Annotated in this window: 17 protein-coding genes; 10 read left to right on the top strand and 7 right to left on the bottom strand. The window is 36.3% G+C overall.

Going from position 1 to position 20335, the window contains the following annotated elements:
• The first annotated feature begins 3 nt into the window (after positions 1-3).
• The 3 genes from AC6CH4_RS21510 (at position 4) to AC6CH4_RS21500 (ending at position 2770) form a co-directional block, all read left to right on the top strand.
• Positions 4-1419 (top strand): sensor histidine kinase, encoded by a 1416-nt coding sequence (locus tag AC6CH4_RS21510; protein ID WP_498106689.1) that lies wholly within the window; start codon positions 4-6, stop codon positions 1417-1419.
• 10 nt (positions 1420-1429) lie between these two features.
• Positions 1430-2212, top strand: coding sequence for an enoyl-CoA hydratase/isomerase family protein (locus AC6CH4_RS21505; RefSeq protein ID WP_498106625.1), 783 nt, complete (start codon positions 1430-1432; stop codon positions 2210-2212).
• Positions 2213-2371: 159 nt separating this feature from the next.
• Positions 2372-2770, top strand: a complete 399-nt coding sequence (locus AC6CH4_RS21500; RefSeq protein WP_056196530.1) for a hypothetical protein — start codon at positions 2372-2374, stop codon at positions 2768-2770.
• A 59-nt stretch (positions 2771-2829) separates the two neighbouring features.
• Here AC6CH4_RS21500 and AC6CH4_RS21495 read toward each other — a convergent pair whose 3' ends face one another.
• From AC6CH4_RS21495 to AC6CH4_RS21480, 4 genes are all read right to left on the bottom strand, one after another.
• Complete coding sequence (locus AC6CH4_RS21495) at positions 2830-3168, bottom strand: hypothetical protein (RefSeq protein ID WP_498106623.1); 339 nt, start codon at positions 3166-3168, stop codon at positions 2830-2832.
• Between the two features lie 59 nt (positions 3169-3227).
• The gene (locus AC6CH4_RS21490) at positions 3228-3881 is read right to left on the bottom strand and encodes a metal-dependent transcriptional regulator (RefSeq protein ID WP_498106621.1); all 654 of its coding nucleotides are present in this window, start codon (positions 3879-3881) and stop codon (positions 3228-3230) included.
• A gap of 94 nt (positions 3882-3975) precedes the next feature.
• Complete coding sequence (locus tag AC6CH4_RS21485) at positions 3976-5844, bottom strand: Nramp family divalent metal transporter (RefSeq protein WP_498106619.1); 1869 nt, start codon at positions 5842-5844, stop codon at positions 3976-3978.
• A gap of 73 nt (positions 5845-5917) precedes the next feature.
• Positions 5918-6310 (bottom strand): Fur family transcriptional regulator, encoded by a 393-nt coding sequence (locus AC6CH4_RS21480; RefSeq protein ID WP_498106617.1) that lies wholly within the window; start codon positions 6308-6310, stop codon positions 5918-5920.
• Positions 6311-6404: 94 nt separating this feature from the next.
• Between AC6CH4_RS21480 and AC6CH4_RS21475 the strand changes: the two genes are divergently transcribed.
• The 6 genes from AC6CH4_RS21475 (at position 6405) to AC6CH4_RS21450 (ending at position 12679) form a co-directional block, all read left to right on the top strand.
• Entirely contained in the window at positions 6405-6758 is a 354-nt protein-coding gene (locus AC6CH4_RS21475) for a MerC domain-containing protein (RefSeq protein ID WP_498106615.1), read from the top strand.
• Positions 6759-6770: 12 nt separating this feature from the next.
• A complete protein-coding gene (locus tag AC6CH4_RS21470; RefSeq protein ID WP_498106613.1) occupies positions 6771-7679 on the top strand; it encodes an NAD(P)/FAD-dependent oxidoreductase in 909 nt (302 codons plus the stop codon).
• A gap of 260 nt (positions 7680-7939) precedes the next feature.
• The gene (locus tag AC6CH4_RS21465; RefSeq protein ID WP_498106611.1) at positions 7940-10201 is read left to right on the top strand and encodes a TonB-dependent receptor; all 2262 of its coding nucleotides are present in this window, start codon (positions 7940-7942) and stop codon (positions 10199-10201) included.
• A gap of 182 nt (positions 10202-10383) precedes the next feature.
• Positions 10384-10848 carry a thioredoxin family protein gene (locus AC6CH4_RS21460; protein ID WP_498106609.1) on the top strand — a complete coding sequence of 155 codons (465 nt, stop codon included), beginning with the start codon at positions 10384-10386 and terminating at the stop codon, positions 10846-10848.
• An 18-nt stretch (positions 10849-10866) separates the two neighbouring features.
• Positions 10867-12042: a lycopene cyclase family protein gene (locus AC6CH4_RS21455; RefSeq protein WP_498106607.1), complete on the top strand. Its 1176-nt coding sequence runs from the start codon at positions 10867-10869 to the stop codon at positions 12040-12042.
• Between the two features lie 226 nt (positions 12043-12268).
• On the top strand, positions 12269-12679 hold the full coding sequence (locus AC6CH4_RS21450) for a BrxA/BrxB family bacilliredoxin (protein WP_026982321.1): 411 nt from the start codon (positions 12269-12271) through the stop codon (positions 12677-12679).
• A gap of 165 nt (positions 12680-12844) precedes the next feature.
• Here AC6CH4_RS21450 and AC6CH4_RS21445 read toward each other — a convergent pair whose 3' ends face one another.
• From AC6CH4_RS21445 to AC6CH4_RS21435, 3 genes are read right to left on the bottom strand one after another with little or no spacing between them, the layout of a single operon-like run.
• On the bottom strand, positions 12845-14215 hold the full coding sequence (locus AC6CH4_RS21445) for an efflux transporter outer membrane subunit (RefSeq protein WP_498106605.1): 1371 nt from the start codon (positions 14213-14215) through the stop codon (positions 12845-12847).
• The gene (locus tag AC6CH4_RS21440; RefSeq protein WP_498106603.1) at positions 14205-17378 is read right to left on the bottom strand and encodes an efflux RND transporter permease subunit; all 3174 of its coding nucleotides are present in this window, start codon (positions 17376-17378) and stop codon (positions 14205-14207) included. Before AC6CH4_RS21440 ends, AC6CH4_RS21445 begins: the two co-directional genes overlap by 11 nt.
• 34 nt (positions 17379-17412) lie before the next feature.
• Entirely contained in the window at positions 17413-18567 is a 1155-nt protein-coding gene (locus AC6CH4_RS21435) for an efflux RND transporter periplasmic adaptor subunit (RefSeq protein ID WP_498106601.1), read from the bottom strand.
• 374 nt (positions 18568-18941) lie between these two features.
• On the opposite strand from AC6CH4_RS21435, the gene trhO reads away from it, so the two are divergent.
• Positions 18942-20327 (top strand): oxygen-dependent tRNA uridine(34) hydroxylase TrhO, encoded by a 1386-nt coding sequence (gene trhO, locus AC6CH4_RS21430; protein ID WP_498106599.1) that lies wholly within the window; start codon positions 18942-18944, stop codon positions 20325-20327.
• Positions 20328-20335 lie beyond the last annotated feature (8 nt).

Raw genomic sequence — 20335 nt, 5'->3', positions numbered from 1 at the left:
TCGATGATTGTATTGATTGTTGTGGCATCTTTTTTATTGGCTTCCATATCGATTATTCAGTTTAAGAACGAAGCCAAAGAATACCATCAGGAACGATTGGAGCGTAAAGAAAACGCCGTAAAAGAACACATCAATTACGTGCTTTCGACTACAACTTATCCTTTAAAAACCGCTAATCTAGATTTGATTTTTAAAGATAAAATCCACGAATTGGCTCAAATTCACAAAATCGAAATCAATATTTATAGCCTTGACGGAAAACTGTTGAAATCCTCGAAAGAATCTTTTGCAGTTGATAAAGTAGCGCCTCCGGTTCCGGATTATATACTGAAATTGGTTCGTTCGTCTATTGAAAAGCGTTTTGTTGATATTAAAACGATTGACGGAGTTAAAAACAGATCGTCTTATAGTTTGATAAAAGATGAAAAGTTCAAACCCCTCGGAATATTAAATCTTCCTTATTTAGAAGATGACGGATATTACGATAATGAGCTGAATACTTTCCTGATTCGTTTGAGTCAGGTATATTCCTTTATGCTGATTGTGGCTTTTGCATTGGCATATTTCCTTTCCACTTACATTACAAAATCACTTAAAACGATTTCTGATAAACTGGAAGAAACTAATCTGGATCAGAAAAACGAAAAGATTGTTTTAGAAGCGAATAGTAAAGAAGTGAACTTCCTGATCAGAGCTTATAACGGAATGGTCGATAAGTTGGAAACCAGTGCTATAAAACTGGCTCAAAGTGAGCGTGAAGAAGCGTGGCGTGAAATGGCAAAACAAGTCGCTCATGAAATTAAAAATCCACTTACGCCAATGCGTTTGACTGTACAGAGTTTTCAACGCAAGTTCGATCCTACAGCGCCTGATGTGAAACAGAAATTAAACGATTATTCTGAAACCTTAATCCAGCAAATTGATACGATGACGGCGGTGGCTTCGGCCTTTTCGAATTTTGCTTCAATGCCGGCTCAACAAAACGAAACGCTGAATGTGGTGGAAGTTGTGGAATTGGCGTTAGATATTTTCAATGAAGATTATATTGTTTTTGAAAGTGAAGAAGAGGAAATCATCTCCAAAATGGATCGTACGCAACTAATTCGTGTGATTACCAATTTGGTTAAAAATGCAACGCAGGCAATTCCGGAAAGTCAGTTTCATAAATCTATTTTGGTTACAGTAAAACGTCGAAATAATAATGTTGAAATTGCTGTAAAAGACAACGGTATCGGAATTCAGAAACTAGATACTGGCCGAATTTTCGAGCCAAAATTCACCACCAAAACCAGCGGAATGGGTCTTGGGCTCGGAATTATAAAAAACATCATCGAAAATTACAAAGGAACAATTACCTTTGAATCAACTTTCGGAAAAGGAACCACATTTACCGTTTCTTTGCCTATCACAAACTCATAAAACCACGACCATGAACTACGAAAATCTTTTAATTTCTATTGAAGAAAAAATTGCTACCGTAACCATAAACAGACCTACAAAGCTGAATGCGCTGAACAAAGCAACCATTAGCGATTTGAATAAAGCAATAAAAATATTAGGTAAAAATGATGAGGTTCGCGTTATTGTTTTAACCGGAAGCGGAGAGAAAGCTTTTGTGGCTGGGGCCGATATTTCAGAGTTTGCCAATTATACAGTGGTCGAAGGCGCACAATTAGCTGCTGAAGGGCAAGAATCACTTTTTGATTATATAGAAAATTTAAAGAAACCGGTAATTGCAGCCATAAATGGTTTTGCTCTTGGCGGCGGATTAGAATTAGCAATGGCGTGTCATTTCAGAGTAGCATCAGACAATGCAAAAATGGGATTGCCGGAAGTAACTTTAGGATTGATTCCGGGTTATGGAGGAACACAGCGTTTGCCCCAATTGGTCGGTAAAGGCCGTGCTATGGAAATGATCATGACTGCAGGAATGATTGGAGCAGAAGAAGCAAAGCAATATGGTTTGGTAAATCACGTCGTACCTCAGGCGGAACTTTTGGAATTTACAAATGGAATCGCTCAAAAAATCATTAAAAATGCACCGTTTGCCATCGGAAAAGCGATAAAAGCGATCAATGCGAATTTTAAAGACGGAAAAGATGGTTTTGAAACCGAAATAAAATCATTCGGAAAATGTTTCGGAACTCAGGATTTTAAAGAAGGAACCACAGCATTTTTAGAGAAAAGAAAAGCTGAATTTACAGGGAAATAAAATTATACCACAGAGCTGCACAAAGATTTTATACAGAGATACGCAAAGTTTTTCCTTGTGCCCTTTGCGTAAATCTTAGCGAACTTTGCGGTTAAATAATAGACAAAGGTTTTAAAAACTTAGAACCTTAGTACCTCAGAACCTTAGAACCTTAAAAAAATGTACGAACCAATATTTGCTCTTTTTTGCGAACGCGTCAAAGAAAGCATTCAAAGCGGCACTTTTGCCAAACTTACACTTGCCAAAACAATAGGCGATACAGAGATCAAAAACATTTACTTCCGACTGGTTTTAAATGAAGACAATACGTATTCAATCTCTTTGACTACGCGATACAAAACCGAAGAAATCGAAAGCATCCATACTTTAGATGAAGCTTTAATGGTTTTAGGAACTTATATTAAAAATCCGTTTTTGACGGCACTTTTATTTACGACTGATAATGATGTAACATTCAAAGTAAATAAGAAAAATGCAGGAAGTATTATCGAGCAGGAACCGACATTTAAAAATGCTTCGCCTGTGATGTTAGAAATGATAGAAAAGGGGATTGTTTAGTTTTTAGAAGGTAATACTGATAGTAATAGAATCACAAAAGAGTTATGGCTTTTGTGATTTTACTCTACAATTTCACTCTCCATTTTTTGCTTATTCAGTTTTAAATTTTCAAGTTCACATTCAATATCAAATATTTCATCATTGATTTTTTGAAAATGCATATAACAACCTGCAGGGATTGCAATTAATAAAATGGCAGCAAACATCAAAACAGAATCTTGATAACCCATTCTATCAACTAGCATTCCTTTTCTCATAGGAATATAGGGACCAACAAAAGGCGTAATGATTCCAACAATGATCAATCTCCAAATTTTCCACTTTTCTTTAGGAAGTTTTTTTAGTTGATCTTCAAGCTCTTTTTGTTTATTTTCTGAATTTATATCAAATTCATTCATATTTACGTATGATTTTTATTCTTTGTGAATCTCCGTGAAATAACCCACGCAATATCCCTCTAAAGAAGCTTCACAAACAAATTAGAAGCGATTTTATTCGAAATAGACAATTCCCTTCCATCAATCTTAATTTTAACCGACAAATCGAAAGATTCTTTAGAAAGAAATTCGATTTTAGATCCCAAAGCAATTTCCTGCTTATCCAGATATTTCAAAAATTCTGAAGAGGTGTCTTTTACACCTACGCAAACACCAATTTGATTTTCTGATAATTCAGAAAGAAGTTGTTTTTCAATCTTAACGATTCGCCCATTCGCATCCGGAATAGGATCGCCGTGCGGATCTTCCGTCGGATTCCCAAGAAAATCATCCAAACGGTTAATCAATTGCTCCGATTTGATATGTTCTAATTGCTCAGCAATATCGTGAACCTCATCCCAACTGAAATTTAGTTTCTCCACTAAAAAAACCTCCCATAAACGATGTTTTCGAACAATCATTTTAGCGGCTAGTTTTCCGTTTTCAGTTAAGGAAACGCCTTGGTATTTTTTATAATTAACTAAATCTTTATCTGCCAGCTTTTTAAGCATATCCGTAACCGATGAAGCTTTAGTTTCCATCATTTCCGCAATAGCGTTAGTGCTGACTTCAGTATCATTTGAAGCCGTAAGATGATATATTGATTTTAAATAGTTTTCTTCTGAAAAAGTCATTTTTTTTGAGGTTCTGAGGTTCTAAGGTTCTGAGGTTCTAAGTTTTTGTTCTGAAAAAAACCTCAGAACCTTAGCATCTCAGCGACTTAGCACCTTATTTAACAATCAACAAAGGTATCGAAATTTTATGTCTCAATTTGTCTACGGTGGTGCCAAATAAAATGTCTTTTAATCCGGTGTGGCCGTGGGTTCCCATAACTAAAACATCAAAATTTCCTTGATTGATAATCTTCGGAATCACGCTGTTAGGTTTTCCAAAACCAAGTTCTGTTTCTATTTTGAATCCCTTCTGCGAAAGCATTTCTTTATATTCTAACAATAATTTTTCGTCAATAGTGGTTTCATGATCGTCAACATGCCCTCCATACATCAAGGCGCCAACCGTTTCGACAATATGTATTAAAGTATATTGGGCGTTTATACCGCCTAATTCAAATGCATTGTTTAGTGCTGCTTCGTCGGCTTTAGAAAAATCGACAGAAATTGCTATGTTTTTCTTGGTATACGTTTCTTTTGGTTCATATTGCAATTTTAAATGGTGTGGAGAATGATTCTCAATATTCGATTTTGCTCTTGCAACAAATGGTTTAAATACAATATAAAGAAGCAATCCTAAGAATCCAAAAGCTAATGGTACAACCGTAAACCAAAGAAAGAGGGGGTGATTAGAATTTTCAAGCCATGAAGTGATTTCATCATAAACCAATTTGGCATTTAGCGAAACAATAATCAGCGCAATAATCCAGGCTATAATTTGTGTGGTTTTAGAAATATGAAAACCTTTCATTTTGGTTTTATCGCTCACAAAATGAATAAGCGGAATAATTGCAAAGCCCAATTGCAGGCTCAAAATAACCTGGCTTAAAATTAAAAGTTTTCCAGTTACGCTTTCGCCATAAATTAAAATCACTACGACTGCAGGAACAATGGCTATTAAACGGGTAATGATACGGCGAACCCATGGCTGTATACGTAAATTCAAATAACCTTCCATCACAATTTGCCCTGCTAAAGTTCCCGTTACTGTTGAACTTTGTCCGGCAGCGATCAGGGCAACGGCAAATAAAACAGGCGCCCATTTGGTTCCTAATAACGGTTCTAAAAACTTGTGTGCGTCCTGAATTTCTGCAACTTCAAACATTCCGTTTCTATAAAATGTAGCTGCAGCCAAAATTAATATGGCGGCGTTTACAAAAAAGGCAAGATTTAAGGCGATTGTAGAATCGATGAAATTATACTTCAATGCTTGTTTGATTCCGGCCGGAGTTCTGTCGAATTTACGGGTTTGTACCAAAGAAGAATGTAAATATAAATTGTGAGGCATTACAGTTGCACCGATAATTCCGATTGCAATATATAAAGCGGCAGAACTTGGAATTGAAGGAACTAGTCCATAAATCACTTTGTCAAGTTCAGGTTCAGCAAAAATCATCTCGAAAATGAAAGAGAATCCAATAATGGCAACCAAAACAATAATAAAAGCTTCCATTTTTCGGATGCCTTTATTAATTAGGAAAAGCAATAAAAAAGTATCAAGAACCGTGATTAAAACACCTTCAATTAACGGAATATCAAAAAGAAGATTAATTCCGATTGCCATTCCTAAAACTTCGGCTAAATCACAAGCAGCGATAGCAATTTCTGCTAAAAAATATAATATATAATTGATGAATTTAGAGTAAGTTTCACGTGAAGCCTGGGCTAAATCTCGTTGTGTTACGATTCCTAGTCTTGCACTTAAACTTTGAAGAAGTAAAGCCATTAAGTTACTCATTAACAAAACCCAAAGTAAAGAATAGCCAAACTGACTTCCGCCGGCAATATCTGTTGCCCAGTTTCCGGGATCCATGTAACCAACGCTTACCAGATATGCGGGGCCTAAAAAGGCTAATATTTTACGGAATCCGGTCTTTTTATGTTCTGTCGCAACCGATTGGTTAACTTCTTCTAAAGATTTGGTCATTTTAAAAATGTGTTTTAACAAATGTATATAAAAATTACATTCGTGCAACAATATTTTTAGACGAGCCTAAATCTTATATGTTAGAATTAAAACAATTTGGACATATTCCTGACAATGTAAAGTTTATGTCATTCACTTTATAATTGTGCGGAATAATGTAGCTGGGTTTCACATTTTCAAGGCAAGTGATCTCAAGACATTTTTCACAACTGAAGTGAGCGTGATTATGAATATGAACCCGTTGCGCATGATGATGGCATTTTGCATATTTTATAGTGCCGTCCAAATCAACAATTTTATGGACAATATCGTCGTTAACCAGACGATCTAAAATTCTGTAAACAGTTACCCGATCGCAAATATCTTCGATTTGTTTGTAAATTTCAGTGTGTGACAACGCTGTTTTAGTTTTTCCAAAAATCTCTAAAACGGCCGTCTTTGCTGTGGTGTTTCTCGTTATTTTCATTTTATTAAAATAAAAAAATATTAACGCAACATTGTTGCGTTTGATTTTTATGTATATATTTGCAACAAAATTGCATTAAGCAAATGTACACGAAATGAAGAAAACTACAACACCTTTTTACGATATTTTAGGAATTTCAAGCGCGACGATTTGTTTAGTGCATTGTTTGGTTTTTCCGCTTTTGACTGTGCTGCCTTTTGGCTTAAGCCATAATCCGTTTATTGATTTGCTTTTCGCAATTATAGGACTTTTTGCAATCATTAAAATTATAAAAAAATCTGGACTATTGATAACATCAATTCTTGTTGTTTCAATGGCGCTGATTTGGATCAGCGTTTTAAGTGAAATTATTCTAGACACTCATCCTGATCTCATTTTCATTGGCGGAATTGGGATGATCATTGGACATTTGCTGAATTATAAATCTCATAAAAATAGAAATCATTAAAAACATACAGTTATGGAACAAAAACATTTTGAAGTGATTGTTGTTGGAGGAAGTTACAGCGGACTTTCGGCCGCGATGAGTTTAGGGCGTTCTTTACGTCAGGTTTTGGTTATTGACAGCGGTTTGCCTTGTAACAGACAAACCCCACATTCACATAATTTCATTACACAAGATGGAGAAGTGCCCGCTGTCATTTCGGCGAAAGCCAAATTACAAGTCGACTTTTATAAAACAGTTCAGTTTTTTAATGGACTTGCTGTTCAGGCTAATAAAACCAAAGATGGTTTCGAAATTAAAACGGATTCTGGAGAGATCTTCACTTCAAAAAAAATATTGTTTGCTACCGGTGTAAAGGATCTGCTTCCGGAAATCAAAGGCCTGGCTGAATGTTGGGGAATTTCGGTTTTACATTGTCCGTATTGTCACGGTTATGAAGTGAAAACGGAGAAAACTGCTATTATCGCTAATGGAGAAATGGCTTTTGAATATGCAAAACTGATTTCGAACTGGACAAAGGATTTAAGATTGCTGACCAATGGAAAATCAGATTTAACATCAGAACAAACTAAAATTCTTCAGAAACATCAAATTGAAATCATTGAAGAAGAGATTGAATTTTTAGAACATGAAAACGGAAGTATTAAACAAGTAGTCTTTAAAAACCAATCAAAAGCGGCAGTTAAAGCGATTTATTTCAGGCCTCCGTTCGAACAACATTGTTCTTTGCCGGAATCTTTAGGTTGTGAATTGACAGAACAAGGCTTGATCAAAGTTGATATGATGCAGAAAACAAGTATTCCCGGAGTTTATGCAAGCGGTGATTGTGTAATTCAGGCAAGATCTGTGGCGATGGCGGTTTCTTCGGGATCTTTCGCCGGCGCTTCAATCAATAAAGAACTTATTGATGAGAGCTTTAATTGATCTTCTTGTTGCTAATTTTTAATACTTAGTAACATAGTTTGAAATCGCTAAAAGGCGTTTCACTTGCATTAAAACATATGGCTATGTGTGAAAGCTAGCTTTTTAAATTGATCCTCAAACTTCAAGGCATAAAAACTATGTTTCTATGTGTTTAGGTAGAAATCTAACATATTGATTTAAATTGATTTAAAATTTTTAGTTTTAGAATCATTATTTGTCAAATTTAATTTTTAGTTTTGCCTAAATTTAATTTTATAACGATGAAAAATTCAATAGTGATATTGATTCTGTTTACTTTACAACTTTCTTATGCGCAGGAAACCACCACTATTTCTGGTTTTATAACTGGCGAAGGAAATAAAATACAAGCCGCGAATGTGCATTTATTAGGGACTAAACAAAAAACAGTTACCGATAGTTTAGGATTTTATTCTTTAGAAAATGTTGCAACAGGAAATTACACCCTTCAGATTTCGCAAATGGGTTTTCAGACTTTGAAAAGGAAAATTCAAGTTATAAAAGATTCAATTCAATCTTTTGATTTTGAACTGACCGATAACGAAAATCAACTTAATGAAGTTGTAGTTTCAGGAACTTTAAAAGCAGTAAAACGATTAGAAAGTGCTGTTCCGGTTGAGGTTTATTCACCGGTTTTCTTCAGGAAAAATCCAACGCCGAGTATTTACGAAGCACTTCAAAACATCAATGGGGTTCGGCCGCAGCTTAATTGTGGTGTTTGTAATACTGGCGATATTCATATCAACGGTTTGGAAGGGCCGTATACTTTGGTTTTAATTGATGGAATGCCAATTGTCAGTAGTCTTTCGACAGTTTATGGTTTGTCCGGAATTCCGAATTCTTTGGTAGAACGAATTGAAATCGTCAAAGGTCCGGCTTCGTCTTTATACGGAAGTGAGGCAGTTGGTGGCCTAATCAACATTATCACTAAAAACCCAACGAATGCTCCGGTTTTTGCTGCCGATGTTTTTACTACAACCTATTTAGAAACCAATGTCGATTTGGGAATGAAATTCAATCCAACCAAAAAATCGACTACGCTTTTAGGAATCAATTACTTCGGTTATAATCAGGTTATTGATAAAGACAAAGACAGTTTTACTGATGTGACTTTGTCGGAGAGAATTTCAGTTTTTAATAAATGGAGTTTTTTACGAAATAATAATCGGCTTTTTACGATCGCAGCACGCGGAATGTATGAAGATCGTTGGGGTGGCGATGTGCGTTGGGAGAAAAAATACCGGGGCGGTGACGAAATTTATGGGGAAAGCATTTATACCAAAAGAGGTGAATTAATAGGAAGTTATCAATTGCCTTTTGAAGAAAAATTAATGCTATCATTTTCTGGAAACGTTCATTATCAAGATAGTCGTTACGGAACAACGTCGTATATCGCGAATCAGAAAATTGGTTTTTTGCAATTAACCTGGGATAAAAAGCTCGGAAGAAACGATTTGCTTGCCGGAATTGCCAATCGTTATTCGTATTACGACGACAATACTACTGCCACAAAAGAAGCGGAAAGCACCTGGTTACCCGGAATTTTTGTTCAGGATGAAATTACGCTTTCGCCGAAAAGTCAGGTTTTGCTTGGAATGCGATACGATTATAACTCGATTCACGGATCTATTTACACGCCGAGAGTAGCGTATCGCTGGAAGAAAAATGAAAACACGATTTTCAGGTTGAACGCCGGAACAGGGTTTCGTGTTGTAAATTTATTTACAGAAGATCATGCGGCACTTACAGGCTCACGCGATGTTGTAATTAAGAATGATTTGAAACCGGAGCAATCTGTGAATACGAATCTGAATTATATTCAAAAGATAAACTTCACGAACGGAACTTTTATCGGAATTGAAACAACAGCTTTTTATACCCGTTTCAGCAATAAAATCATTTCTGATTATGAAACGGATCCGAACAAAATCATCTATGATAATATCAAGGGTTATGCGATAAGCCAGGGAATCAGCACGAACGTTGATGTTAATTTTCCTTCGGGATTAAAAATGATTTTGGGAGCTACGGTTTTAGATAATAAAAATGTCGAAAATGGAGTTTCAGAACGACCTTTTTTAACCGAGAATTTTACAGCAACCTGGAGCGTTTCCTATAAAATAGAATCGCTAAATTTATTGTTGGATTATACCGGAAATGTTTACAGTCCGATGAAGTTGCCTTTGTTGAGCGAATATGATCCGAGAAGTCCGAAATCGCCTTGGTTTAGTATTCAGAACATTCAATTTACCTATTTTGGATGGAAGAATTTTGAGCTTTATGGCGGAATAAAAAACCTGTTGAATTTTACACCGATGCAGAAAAATCCGTTTTTGATTTCAAGAACGAATGATCCTTTTGATAAAAACGTGCAATACGATTCGGCCGGGAAAGTTTTGGTAACACCAGATAATCCGTACGGTTTGACTTTTGATACGACTTATGTTTACGGACAAAACCAGTCGATTCGTGGTTTTTTTGGATTGCGATATACTTTGAGATAAAATATTTTATGCCACAGATTTGCTTCGCCCGTTCGCTATCGCTCGGGTCACAGATTTAAAGGATTATGCTTTAGAAAAAGGTTTGCCACGAATTACATAAATTTCCTCGAATTTAATTTGTGTAAATTCGTGTAATTCGTGGCAAAAAAAACCTTTAAATCTGTGGCAAAAAAGAAAAACACATGAAAAAGCTAGTCCTAATTATCTTCTTTTTTGGAATTACTTCAACGGGATTCTGTCAACCTCAAAGCAGATCTTTTGAGGCGATGGATAGCTTACAGCAGATTCAAAAGCGAAAAATCATTGTTTTTATTCATACCGATTGGTGTCAGTATTGCCAAAAAATGAAAGCAACTACTTTTAAAAATCCGGAAATTATTCAAAGTTTGAATTCGGATTTCTATTTTATTGATTTTAATGCCGAAGAAAAACGCAATATTTCTTTTAATAATCAGCTTTTTAAGTATCAACCAACCGGTAATAACGTTGGCGTTCATGAACTCGCTTTGCAACTCGGAACGATGAACAATCAAATCGTTTATCCGGTTTTATGTGTTTTGAATGATAAAAATGAAATCATTCTGCAATACAACAATTACCTCAGTCCACAAGATTTTAAACTGCTTTTAGAAAAGTTGAAAGAATAAAATTTCTTATTTTTGAGAATGAATTCTTCACAAACCAAACATTTCAACTACATTTTTACAGGAACGGGCTTAGCTTCTTTGATGACCGTTTATAAGATGGTTTTATCCGGGAGATTTGCTGATAAATCTATTTTGCTTTTAGATGAAAATCAAAAGAAAACCAATGACAGAACCTGGTGTTTTTGGGCAAGAGAAGAAACAGTTTGGGATTCTATTATATCCAAAAAATGGGATTCGGCTTTGTTTGCCAATGAAGATTTCAAAAGAGATTTGGACTTGAATCCTTATCAATACAATCAAATTCGAGGAATTGATTTTTATAACCTTGTTTTTGAAACGATTTCAAAACATTCAACTATTACTTTTTTAAAGGAAAAAGTAACTGATATAAATGAATTGGAAACCCACGTTTTTGTTGGAACTGAAGAAAATAGGTACACCTCTGATTATTTATTCAATAGTATTTATACTAAGACTTTCGCCGAAAGGCAAACAAAATATCCGGTTTTGCAACAGCATTTTGTAGGTTGGTTTGTGAAAACTGAAGCTGCCGTTTTCAATCCGGAACAAGCTACTTTCATGGACTTTTCAGTTGAACAAAAAGGAAATACAAGATTTATGTATGTTTTGCCGACTTCTAAAACCGAAGCTTTAGTTGAATATACATTGTTTTCAGAAAAGCTTCTGCCAAAAGAAGAATATGAAAATGAGATTCAGTTGTATTTGGAGAAACTCGAAACCAATAAAGTTGAAATTCTGGAAAAGGAGCAAGGAAGTATTCCGATGACCTGTTATCCTTTTTGGAAGAAAAACACCAAAAGAGTCCTGAATATTGGAACTGTCGGCGGATGGACCAAAGCAAGTACCGGTTATACGTTTAGAAACTCAGATAAAAAATCTTCAGAATTAGTTGAATTCCTTCATTCTTCTCCCGAAACTTCGGGATCGCTCAAAATGACAACCTTTCATAAAAAGAACCGATTTTGGTTTTATGATTTACTGCTTTTGGATATACTGCACCGTCATAATGAATTGGGAAGTGCTATTTTTTCTTCTTTATTCCGAAAAGGAAATCCCAAATTGATTTTTAAGTTTTTAGATGAAGAAACGAACTTATTTGAGGATTTGAAGGTGATTTTAAAATGCCCGAAAATACCATTTATAAAAGCATTGTTTCGAGTAATACGAAGCTAAAGATTTGTTTCAAACAGATTTAAGCAGATTAATTTTGATCTTTTTATTTATTAAATATAAATAAAAATCTGCGTTTATCAGCTTAAATCTGTAAGATCTGCGGGCAATCCCGCAACTAATTATTATATCAATTCAACTATAACAAAACTTTATACTTCAAATTAAGTAGTTGCGGGTAAACTTTGTAACTTTGCAGTTCAAAAGTAAAATTTAAAAAATAAACAATATGTATCCAGAAGAAATGGTAAAACCAATGCAAGCTGAATTGACTGCTGCAGGTTTTCAAGATTTACATAGTGCTGACGCTGTAGATAATGCTATCAAAGCAGAAGGTACCACTTTAGTTGTTGTAAACTCTGTTTGTGGTTGTGCTGCAAGAAATGCACGTCCGGGAGCAAAAATGAGTTTAGAAGGGGCTAAAAAACCAGATCACTTAATTACAGTTTTCGCTGGTGTTGACAAAGAAGCGGTTGATGCTGCAAGACAACATATGTTTCCTTTTCCTCCATCATCGCCATCTATGGCCTTGTTCAAAAACGGAGAATTGGTTCACATGTTAGAGCGTCACCACATCGAAGGACGTCCAGCAGAATTAATCGCTGAGAATTTGCAAGATGCGTTTAATGAGTTTTGTTAATTCTTGAGGTTCTGAGTTGCTGAGTGACTAAGGTTTTAGGTACAAAGCGGCAAAGGTACAGAGGTACAAAGATTTAAAACAAAAGCACTATAGAAATATAGTGCTTTTGTTGTTTATACAGTTTTTGAAACCTTAGTACCTTAGAATCTTAGCATCTCAGAACCTTTAAAGACTCCATCCCCCGCCTAAAGCTTTATAAAGCTGAATCATTGAGCTAAGCTGGCTTTGTGTTAAATCCGAAAGACTTAGTTCGGCATCAAATAGCGAGCGTTGTACTTCAAGAACTTCCAGATAGGATACGTAACCGTTGTAATATCTGGCTTGCGATAACTCTAAATTCTTTCTTGCTGCAATTACCTGTCTGTCTCTCGCGGCCCATTCGTCTTTGTAAGTTTTTATATTTTGCAAGGACTGTTCTACTTCGGCAAGGGCGATAATACAGGTTTTTTGGTAGGAAAGTCTTGATTCTTCGGCAATTTGTCTGTAAATTTCTACTCTTCTTTTATTTTTTCCGAAATTAAAAATAGGACCCGTAACCGAAGCGCTTGCATTTTGCAAATAAGATGAGCCGTCAAATAAAGTACTCACCTTATTGCTGGCAAATCCTGCGATAGCGGCAATATTAAAAGATGGAAAGCGCATTGCCTGCGCAACGCCAATTCTTTCGTTAGAAGCCATGTAATACATTTCAGCCTGTCTTACATCTGGTCTGTTTCTTAACAGTATAGAAGGGATTGAAACCGGTATCGTGTTGGCTACCTGAAGCTCTGTAACGGTTTTTCCGCGTTCTATTGGACCGGGAGGCTGACCAGTCAATATTGAAATGGTATTTTCTCTTATCGTAATTTGTCTTTGAATGGACGGAATTACAGCTTCGGCAATTGCTACTTGTTGTTCTATTTGAACGTTATCTACTTCAGAAACATAGCCTGCTTTAAATCTTGAATTGATGATATCAAAAGCTTTTCTTCTGGTTTCCAAAGTCTGATTGGTAATAATCAGTTGATTGTCAAAATTTCGAAGTTCGAAATAAGCAGTCGCAATATCACTTACGAGATTTGAAAGGATTACTTTTCGTCCTTCTTCACTGGCAATTAATTCATCCTGAACAGCTCTGTTTTCATGACGAACTTTCCCCCAGAAATCCAATTCCCAGGATAAAGTGGCAGATGCGGTTGAAGGCATAAAAGCATTTTCATTGCTGTTTACTGTTCCGCTATATCCAACTGAAGGCAGGAAATCAGCTTTTGAATAACCTAATTCTGCTCTGGTTTGTTCGATACGGGCCATTGCAATTCGAAGATCATAGTTGTTTGCTAAACCTTTATTGATAAGCCCTTTCAAAACATCATCATTAAAGAGATCAAACCATTTGACATTTACTACAGAAGCAAGCGTGTCAGCATATCCGGGACCATAACGGAAATTAGCCGTTTGAGGTTCTTCTGGCTTTTGATATTTTGGACCTACAAGACAGGCTGTAGGTACTATTGCCAGAGTAAGAATAACGATTAGTATTTTTACTTTATTCATCATGATCTGTAGTTTTTGAATCCGTACTAATTTCAGTTTCTACAACCTCATCTTTCTTTTTTCCGATATTCTCAATCATTACAAACAAGCCCGGAACGATTAAAACTCCAAGAACTGTGGCAATCAACATTCCGCTAAATACGGCCATTCCCATAACGATACGCGCTTGCGAACCTGCACCTGTTGCGGTAAGCAACGGCACAACTCCAAGAATAAAAGCAAAAGCGGTCATCAAAATTGGCCTAAAGCGGAGTTTGGCAGCAATCATTGCAGATTCGTAGAGTGGTCTTCCTTTTTCATATTCTTCTTTGGCAAATTCCACAATCAGAATGGCGTTTTTGGCCACTAATCCAATTAAGAGAACCAGCCCAATTTGGGCAAATACATTGTTGACATAAGCGTCACTTCCAATTCTTGCGAGAAATAATCCTAAAAAGGCTCCGAAAACTGCAAAAGGCGCTCCAAGCAATACGCTAAACGGAAGTTTCCAGCTTTCGTATTGCGCAGCAAGAATTAAGAATACAAAGACTAATGCCATTAAGAATACAGTTCCTCCTCCGGGTGAATGTTTTTCCTGATAGGAAAGATTGATATAATCGTAACTCATATCGGCGGGTAATGTTTCCTTGGCTACTTCTTCCAAAGCATCCAAAGCTTGTGCGCTACTAAAACCGTCGTTAGGGCTTCCTCCAATTTCTGCCGATCGAAATAAATTAAGACGATTGGTAAAATCAGGACCTGCAACTTTTGTAGTGGTTACCAGAGTTGATATGGGCAACATTTCGCCATTGTCATTTCTGACATAAATCTTATTTAAATTTTCGGGTTTTAATCGGTCAACGGCTTCACCTTGCAGATATACTTTGTACTGACGACCAAAACGGTTGAAATCATTTACATAAGTTCCTCCTAAAAAGGCACCTAATACTTCGGTAACTCTTGAAACCGGAACGCCAAGCTTCATGGCTTTTTCGTTGTCAATATCCAGTTTTATTTGTGGTGTTCCCGCATTAAATGTGGTATAAATCCTTTTTATTTCCGGGCGTTTTTGTGCTGCGGCAATAAAGGCCTGTGTTTGTTGTGCCAAATATTGTGGAGTATTTCCGCCCCGATCCTGTAACATCAAACTAAAACCTGCAGAGGCTCCTAAACCTTGAATGGCCGGTGGACCAAAAGCAAAAGCAGTTGCGGTAGTAATTTGCGTCGATAGTTTTTTATTTAATCTATCAACCAGTTGTTTTGCCGTTTCCGCTCTTTCTTCCCAAGGTTTCAGGGATATAAAAACAAATGCATTATTGGGTTGATAGGAGTTAGTAAGCATACTAAATCCATTAATGGTTGTATAAGAAAGTATGGATTCTTCTTCTTTTAAAAAGCCATCCACTTTTCTTGAAATTTCATCTGTACGCTGAAGAGAGGAGGCAGGAGGTAATGCAATGTTGACCAGTGCATAACCCTGATCTTCTTCAGGGATAAACCCGAGCGGGATTTTTTTACCCAATAATACAACAGCTAATAAAATGATAACCAACAAAGCGACAATGCGCAATGATTTTTTGGCAAAGAAAGTAGCGCCCTTTATATAGCCGCCAGTAACTTTTTCGAAAATTCTGTTGAAACCAGTAAAAAATTTAGCCAGCCAGCCTGTTTGCTCATCTACTGGTTTTGTGGGTTTTAATAACATGGCACAGAGCGCGGGACTTAAAGAGAGTGCGCTAAATGCCGAGAATGCGACCGAGACCGCAATGGTTATGGCAAATTGCTGGTAAAAACGGCCTGTAATACCTGGAGTCATCGCAACTGGCACAAACACGGCAATTAATATAAGGGCAATTGCAATTACGGGTCCTGAAACTTCCCGCATTGCTTGTATAGTTGCATCTTTTGGAGATTTTCCGTGCTCGATATGATGCATTACCGCTTCAACCACCACGATGGCATCATCCACTACAATTCCAATTGCGAGTACTAATCCCAATAGTGATAAGGTGTTTATTGAAAAGCCTAAAAGTGGAAAAACAGCTATCGTACCAATTAAGGATACCGGAACTGTTATCAGTGGAATTAAAGTCGCACGCCAGTTTTGAAGAAATATAAATACAACTAAAATAACCAGAATTACGGCTTCAAACAGTGTGTGAACAATATCTTCAACACCAGCTGTAATCGCAAGTGTTGTATCTAATGATTCTTGGTAAACTACATCTTTTGGAAATTTTTCAGACATTTTTTTCATTGCCTCTTTGGCAAGAGTGGCTACTTCCAAAGCATTACTTCCCGGCATTTGGAATACCGTAATTGCTGCTGTGGCATTTCCGTTTCTTCGGGCGTTTGAACTATAGTTTTCTGTTCCTAATTCAATTCTGGAAATATCACTTAATAATACCTGGGCACCATCTGATTTGCTTTTTACGACAATTTGACCAAACTGTTTTTCAGTAACCAAACGATCCTGTAGTGTAACGCCATAAGTGAAATCGGTTCCTGGCGGCGTTGGCTCTGCGCCAAATTTTCCTCCGGGACTAATCATGTTTTGGGCGTTCAGGGCATTTTTTACATCATCAACGGTTACACCAAGTTTGCTCATTACATCGGCCTTGAGCCAAATTCTCATAGAATAATCACTTCCTCCAAAAAGAGAAACTTCACCAACACCTTTGATACGTGCCAATTGATCTACTATGTTTATATTGGCGTAGTTGTTCAGGAATTTTGAATCGTATTTTGGGTTTGTTGAGGTAAGTGTAAACAGCATCATCGGGAATGAGAGTGATTTTTTTACCACGACTCCCTGTTGCTTTACGCTTGGCGGCATAAAAGGAGCTGATTGTGCCTGACGATTTTGAGTTAACATATTGGCATTATCCAAATTAGTTCCCACATCAAAAGTTACTTCAATGGTACAGGCTCCGTCAGAGGTATTGGTAGATTTTATGTAAAGCATTTGTTCAACTCCATTTACTTTTTGTTCAATTGGGGTTGCAACAGCTTGTTCAACATTTAATGCATTTGCCCCTGTAAAAGAAGTTGTAATTTTTACTACAGGCGGATTGATATCTGGATATTGTGATATTGGCGTTTTTTGTAATGCGAGTAATCCGAGTATCACAATAATGATACTGATTACCATGGCTACGATTGGTCTTCTAACAAAAAATTCTCCCATAATGATGTGTGTAAATTATTAAGTTAGCATAGAATTACTTAACTGCTTGTGATTGTCCCGGAGTCCATTCCTTAATTTGAGGAGTGATAACACTGCCGCTTTTTAATAATGAGGTTCCTCCCAGAGCAACTTTGTCATTTGCTGTTAATCCATCGGTAACGATGTAGGAGTCTTTGAATGCAGGACCAATTTGTACTGCTTTCATTTCGACCTTATTATCATTGCCTAAAACATAAACCTGAGAAATTCCCTGCATTTCAATCACAGAACGTTGCGGTATAATCAAGGCATCTTTTCGAACATCAGTAGTGACAAGGATTTTTACATATTGGCCAGGGCGAATCAATCGATCCGGATTCGAGAACCCTGCCTCAAAAGTTACAGCTCCGGTTGTTGGGTCAATTTGTCTGTCGGCAAAACTGATTTTTCCTTTTTGTGGATAAAGGGATCCATCTGATAATAAAATAGTAATGGATTGTCCAGCACCTTTGAGGTTAGAATTTTTCTTCGCTAATTCTCTGAAAATGCGAAGATATTCCTGCTCGCTCATGGTGAAACGAACTCTGACATCGCCTAAATCTGAAACTGTATTCAGTACTGATGCTGCGCCGGGACGAACATAATCGCCAACTCTTACTTTTGATATTCCTATCAATCCGGATATAGGTGCAACAATATTGCAATAACTTAATTCTATTCTTGAATTCTTTACATTGGCCGATGCTGCTTTAATAGAAGCCTGAGAAGCATTATAAGAAGATCTTGCCGCGATCAATTCTCTTTGGCTGACAGCGTTCATCTTAGCTAATGGCTCCATCATTTCGTAATCTGATTTGGTTTTAGCTAATCTTGCCTGCATTTCGGCTAACTTTCCTTCTGCCTCGCTTACTTTATTCCGAAATGGTAAAGGATCAATAGTGTATAATAACTGGCCTTTGGTTACCAGGCTGCCCTCCTTAAAGTTAAGACTTTCAATAACACCATCAACGCGTGGGTTAATCTGGATATCAGATTGTCCAAAAGTTTCACCCGTAAATTCTGATTCAAGATTTACATCTTGCTGCAGCACTTTTACAATTTGAATTTCGAGTGGTTTGGGTTGAGGTGGTGCCTCTTTTTTACAGGAAATATAACAAGAAGAAAGAACTATAACAAAAAATAATATTTTAACCTTTTTTAACGTAATCATACAATTATTATTAAAGTTAGTCTCACAAATTTAATAAATTAAATTATTCATTAACAGTTGATTATGAAAAAACAAGTGCAAATTTTATAATAATAGTTGAGAAATATTTCAGTATATTAACGCGAGAGAGTGTTTTTTGTAATATGTTGTTTGTTAGTAACTTATCTTTTTGTTGAATTTTAAGGTTTTTTCTGGTTTTAGTTATTAAAAAATATTCCGGTTTTGTATAATTATATCTTTGTAAAAAGGTATTAAAGTTGTAATATTTTCCTAATTAGCCTTTAAAAAACCTAAAAGTTCCTTAGTTTTGCGCCCGAATTCATTAGAACAATTGAATTTATACATATTTATTCTCAACTTAAATAGTTTATAGCATGCAACTGTACAACACTTTAAGCGCAGAAGAGAGAGCCATCATGATCGATGATGCAGGTAAACAACGACTTACGTTGTCTTTCTATGCGTACGCCAAAATTCAAGATCCCAAAAAATTTCGCGATGATTTATTTTTAGCCTGGAATAAGCTCGATGCTTTAGGCCGAATCTATGTTGCGACCGAAGGAATTAATGCTCAAATGAGTATTCCGGAAGAAAATTTGGAGGCTTTCCGAGCAACTCTTGAAGTGTATGATTTCATGAAAGGCATACGATTGAATGAAGCTGTAGAACATGATGACCATTCCTTTTTAAAATTAACTATTAAAGTTCGTGATAAAATCGTTGCTGACGGTTTAAATGACGAGACTTTTGATGTAACCAATATTGGCGTTCACTTAAAAGCCAAAGAATTCAATGAGATTTTAGATGATCCAAACACTATTGTAGTTGATTTTAGAAATCACTACGAAAGTGAAGTGGGGCATTTCAAAGGCGCCATCACTCCGGATGTTGAAACGTTTAGAGAGAGTTTACCCATTATCAATGAACAACTTCAAAATCACAAGGAAGATAAAAAACTGGTAATGTATTGTACTGGTGGAATTCGCTGTGAAAAAGCAAGTGCTTATTTTAAACACCAGGGTTTTAAAAATGTTTATCAATTAGAAGGCGGAATCATTAATTACGCCAAACAAATTGAAGCTGAAGGTTTAGAAAGCAAATTCATTGGTAAAAACTTTGTGTTTGATAACCGTCTTGGTGAAAGAATTACGGATGACATTATTTCGCAATGCCACCAGTGCGGAAAACCTTGTGATAATCATACCAATTGTGAAAATGACGGCTGCCATTTGCTATTCATTCAATGTGATGAATGTAAAGCGGCAATGGAAAACTGTTGTTCTACGGAATGTCTTGAAATTACCCACCTGCCTTTGGTAGATCAGGTAAGATTAAGAACCGGAAAACAAGTTGGAAACAAAGTTTTTAGAAAAGGAAAATCTGAAAATTTAAAATTCAAACATTCAGGAGAGTTGTCAAATGTCGCTTTAGGTGCAAGCGACTCGAGCGCCAGCGAACAGGCGAAGCAAAAACCAGTAGATATTCGTCAAAAAGTAAAAGTAAAGAAAGTACTTCTTGGAAAAGCAGAACACTATTACGTAAAAGCTCAAGTGGCACAATTTACTATCGAAAATCAAGAACTAAACATTGGTGATAAAATTTTAATTTCCGGACCAACTACAGGGAATCAGGAATTGGTTTTAGAAAAAATGATTGTCGATGGAGCAGCAACTACAACTGCTAAAATTGGAGATATTATTACTTTTGAGGTACCATTTCGCATTCGTTTGTCAGATAAATTGTATAAAATTGTAAATTAGCGGAAAAA

The sequence above is a fragment of the Flavobacterium sp. GQ95 genome (assembly GCF_059758655.1).
This window is presented reverse-complemented; position numbering and strand designations above follow the sequence as displayed.

Bases quoted from the DNA above. Each gene is read 5' to 3' on its own strand.
- AC6CH4_RS21450 (WP_026982321.1), top strand. From the start codon at position 12,269: ATGTATCCAGAAGAAATGGTAAAACCAATGCAAGCTGAATTGACTGCT.
- AC6CH4_RS21485 (WP_498106619.1), bottom strand. From the start codon at position 5,844: ATGACCAAATCTTTAGAAGAAGTTAACCAATCGGTTGCGACAGAACAT.
- AC6CH4_RS21505 (WP_498106625.1), top strand. From the start codon at position 1,430: ATGAACTACGAAAATCTTTTAATTTCTATTGAAGAAAAAATTGCTACC.
- AC6CH4_RS21455 (WP_498106607.1), top strand. From the start codon at position 10,867: ATGAATTCTTCACAAACCAAACATTTCAACTACATTTTTACAGGAACG.
- AC6CH4_RS21495 (WP_498106623.1), bottom strand. From the start codon at position 3,168: ATGAATGAATTTGATATAAATTCAGAAAATAAACAAAAAGAGCTTGAA.
- AC6CH4_RS21435 (WP_498106601.1), bottom strand. From the start codon at position 18,567: ATGATTACGTTAAAAAAGGTTAAAATATTATTTTTTGTTATAGTTCTT.
- AC6CH4_RS21475 (WP_498106615.1), top strand. From the start codon at position 6,405: ATGAAGAAAACTACAACACCTTTTTACGATATTTTAGGAATTTCAAGC.
- AC6CH4_RS21490 (WP_498106621.1), bottom strand. From the start codon at position 3,881: ATGACTTTTTCAGAAGAAAACTATTTAAAATCAATATATCATCTTACG.
- AC6CH4_RS21480 (WP_498106617.1), bottom strand. From the start codon at position 6,310: ATGAAAATAACGAGAAACACCACAGCAAAGACGGCCGTTTTAGAGATT.
- AC6CH4_RS21465 (WP_498106611.1), top strand. From the start codon at position 7,940: ATGAAAAATTCAATAGTGATATTGATTCTGTTTACTTTACAACTTTCT.
- AC6CH4_RS21440 (WP_498106603.1), bottom strand. From the start codon at position 17,378: ATGGGAGAATTTTTTGTTAGAAGACCAATCGTAGCCATGGTAATCAGT.
- AC6CH4_RS21470 (WP_498106613.1), top strand. From the start codon at position 6,771: ATGGAACAAAAACATTTTGAAGTGATTGTTGTTGGAGGAAGTTACAGC.
- trhO (WP_498106599.1), top strand. From the start codon at position 18,942: ATGCAACTGTACAACACTTTAAGCGCAGAAGAGAGAGCCATCATGATC.
- AC6CH4_RS21445 (WP_498106605.1), bottom strand. From the start codon at position 14,215: ATGATGAATAAAGTAAAAATACTAATCGTTATTCTTACTCTGGCAATA.
- AC6CH4_RS21510 (WP_498106689.1), top strand. From the start codon at position 4: ATGATTGTATTGATTGTTGTGGCATCTTTTTTATTGGCTTCCATATCG.
- AC6CH4_RS21460 (WP_498106609.1), top strand. From the start codon at position 10,384: ATGAAAAAGCTAGTCCTAATTATCTTCTTTTTTGGAATTACTTCAACG.
- AC6CH4_RS21500 (WP_056196530.1), top strand. From the start codon at position 2,372: ATGTACGAACCAATATTTGCTCTTTTTTGCGAACGCGTCAAAGAAAGC.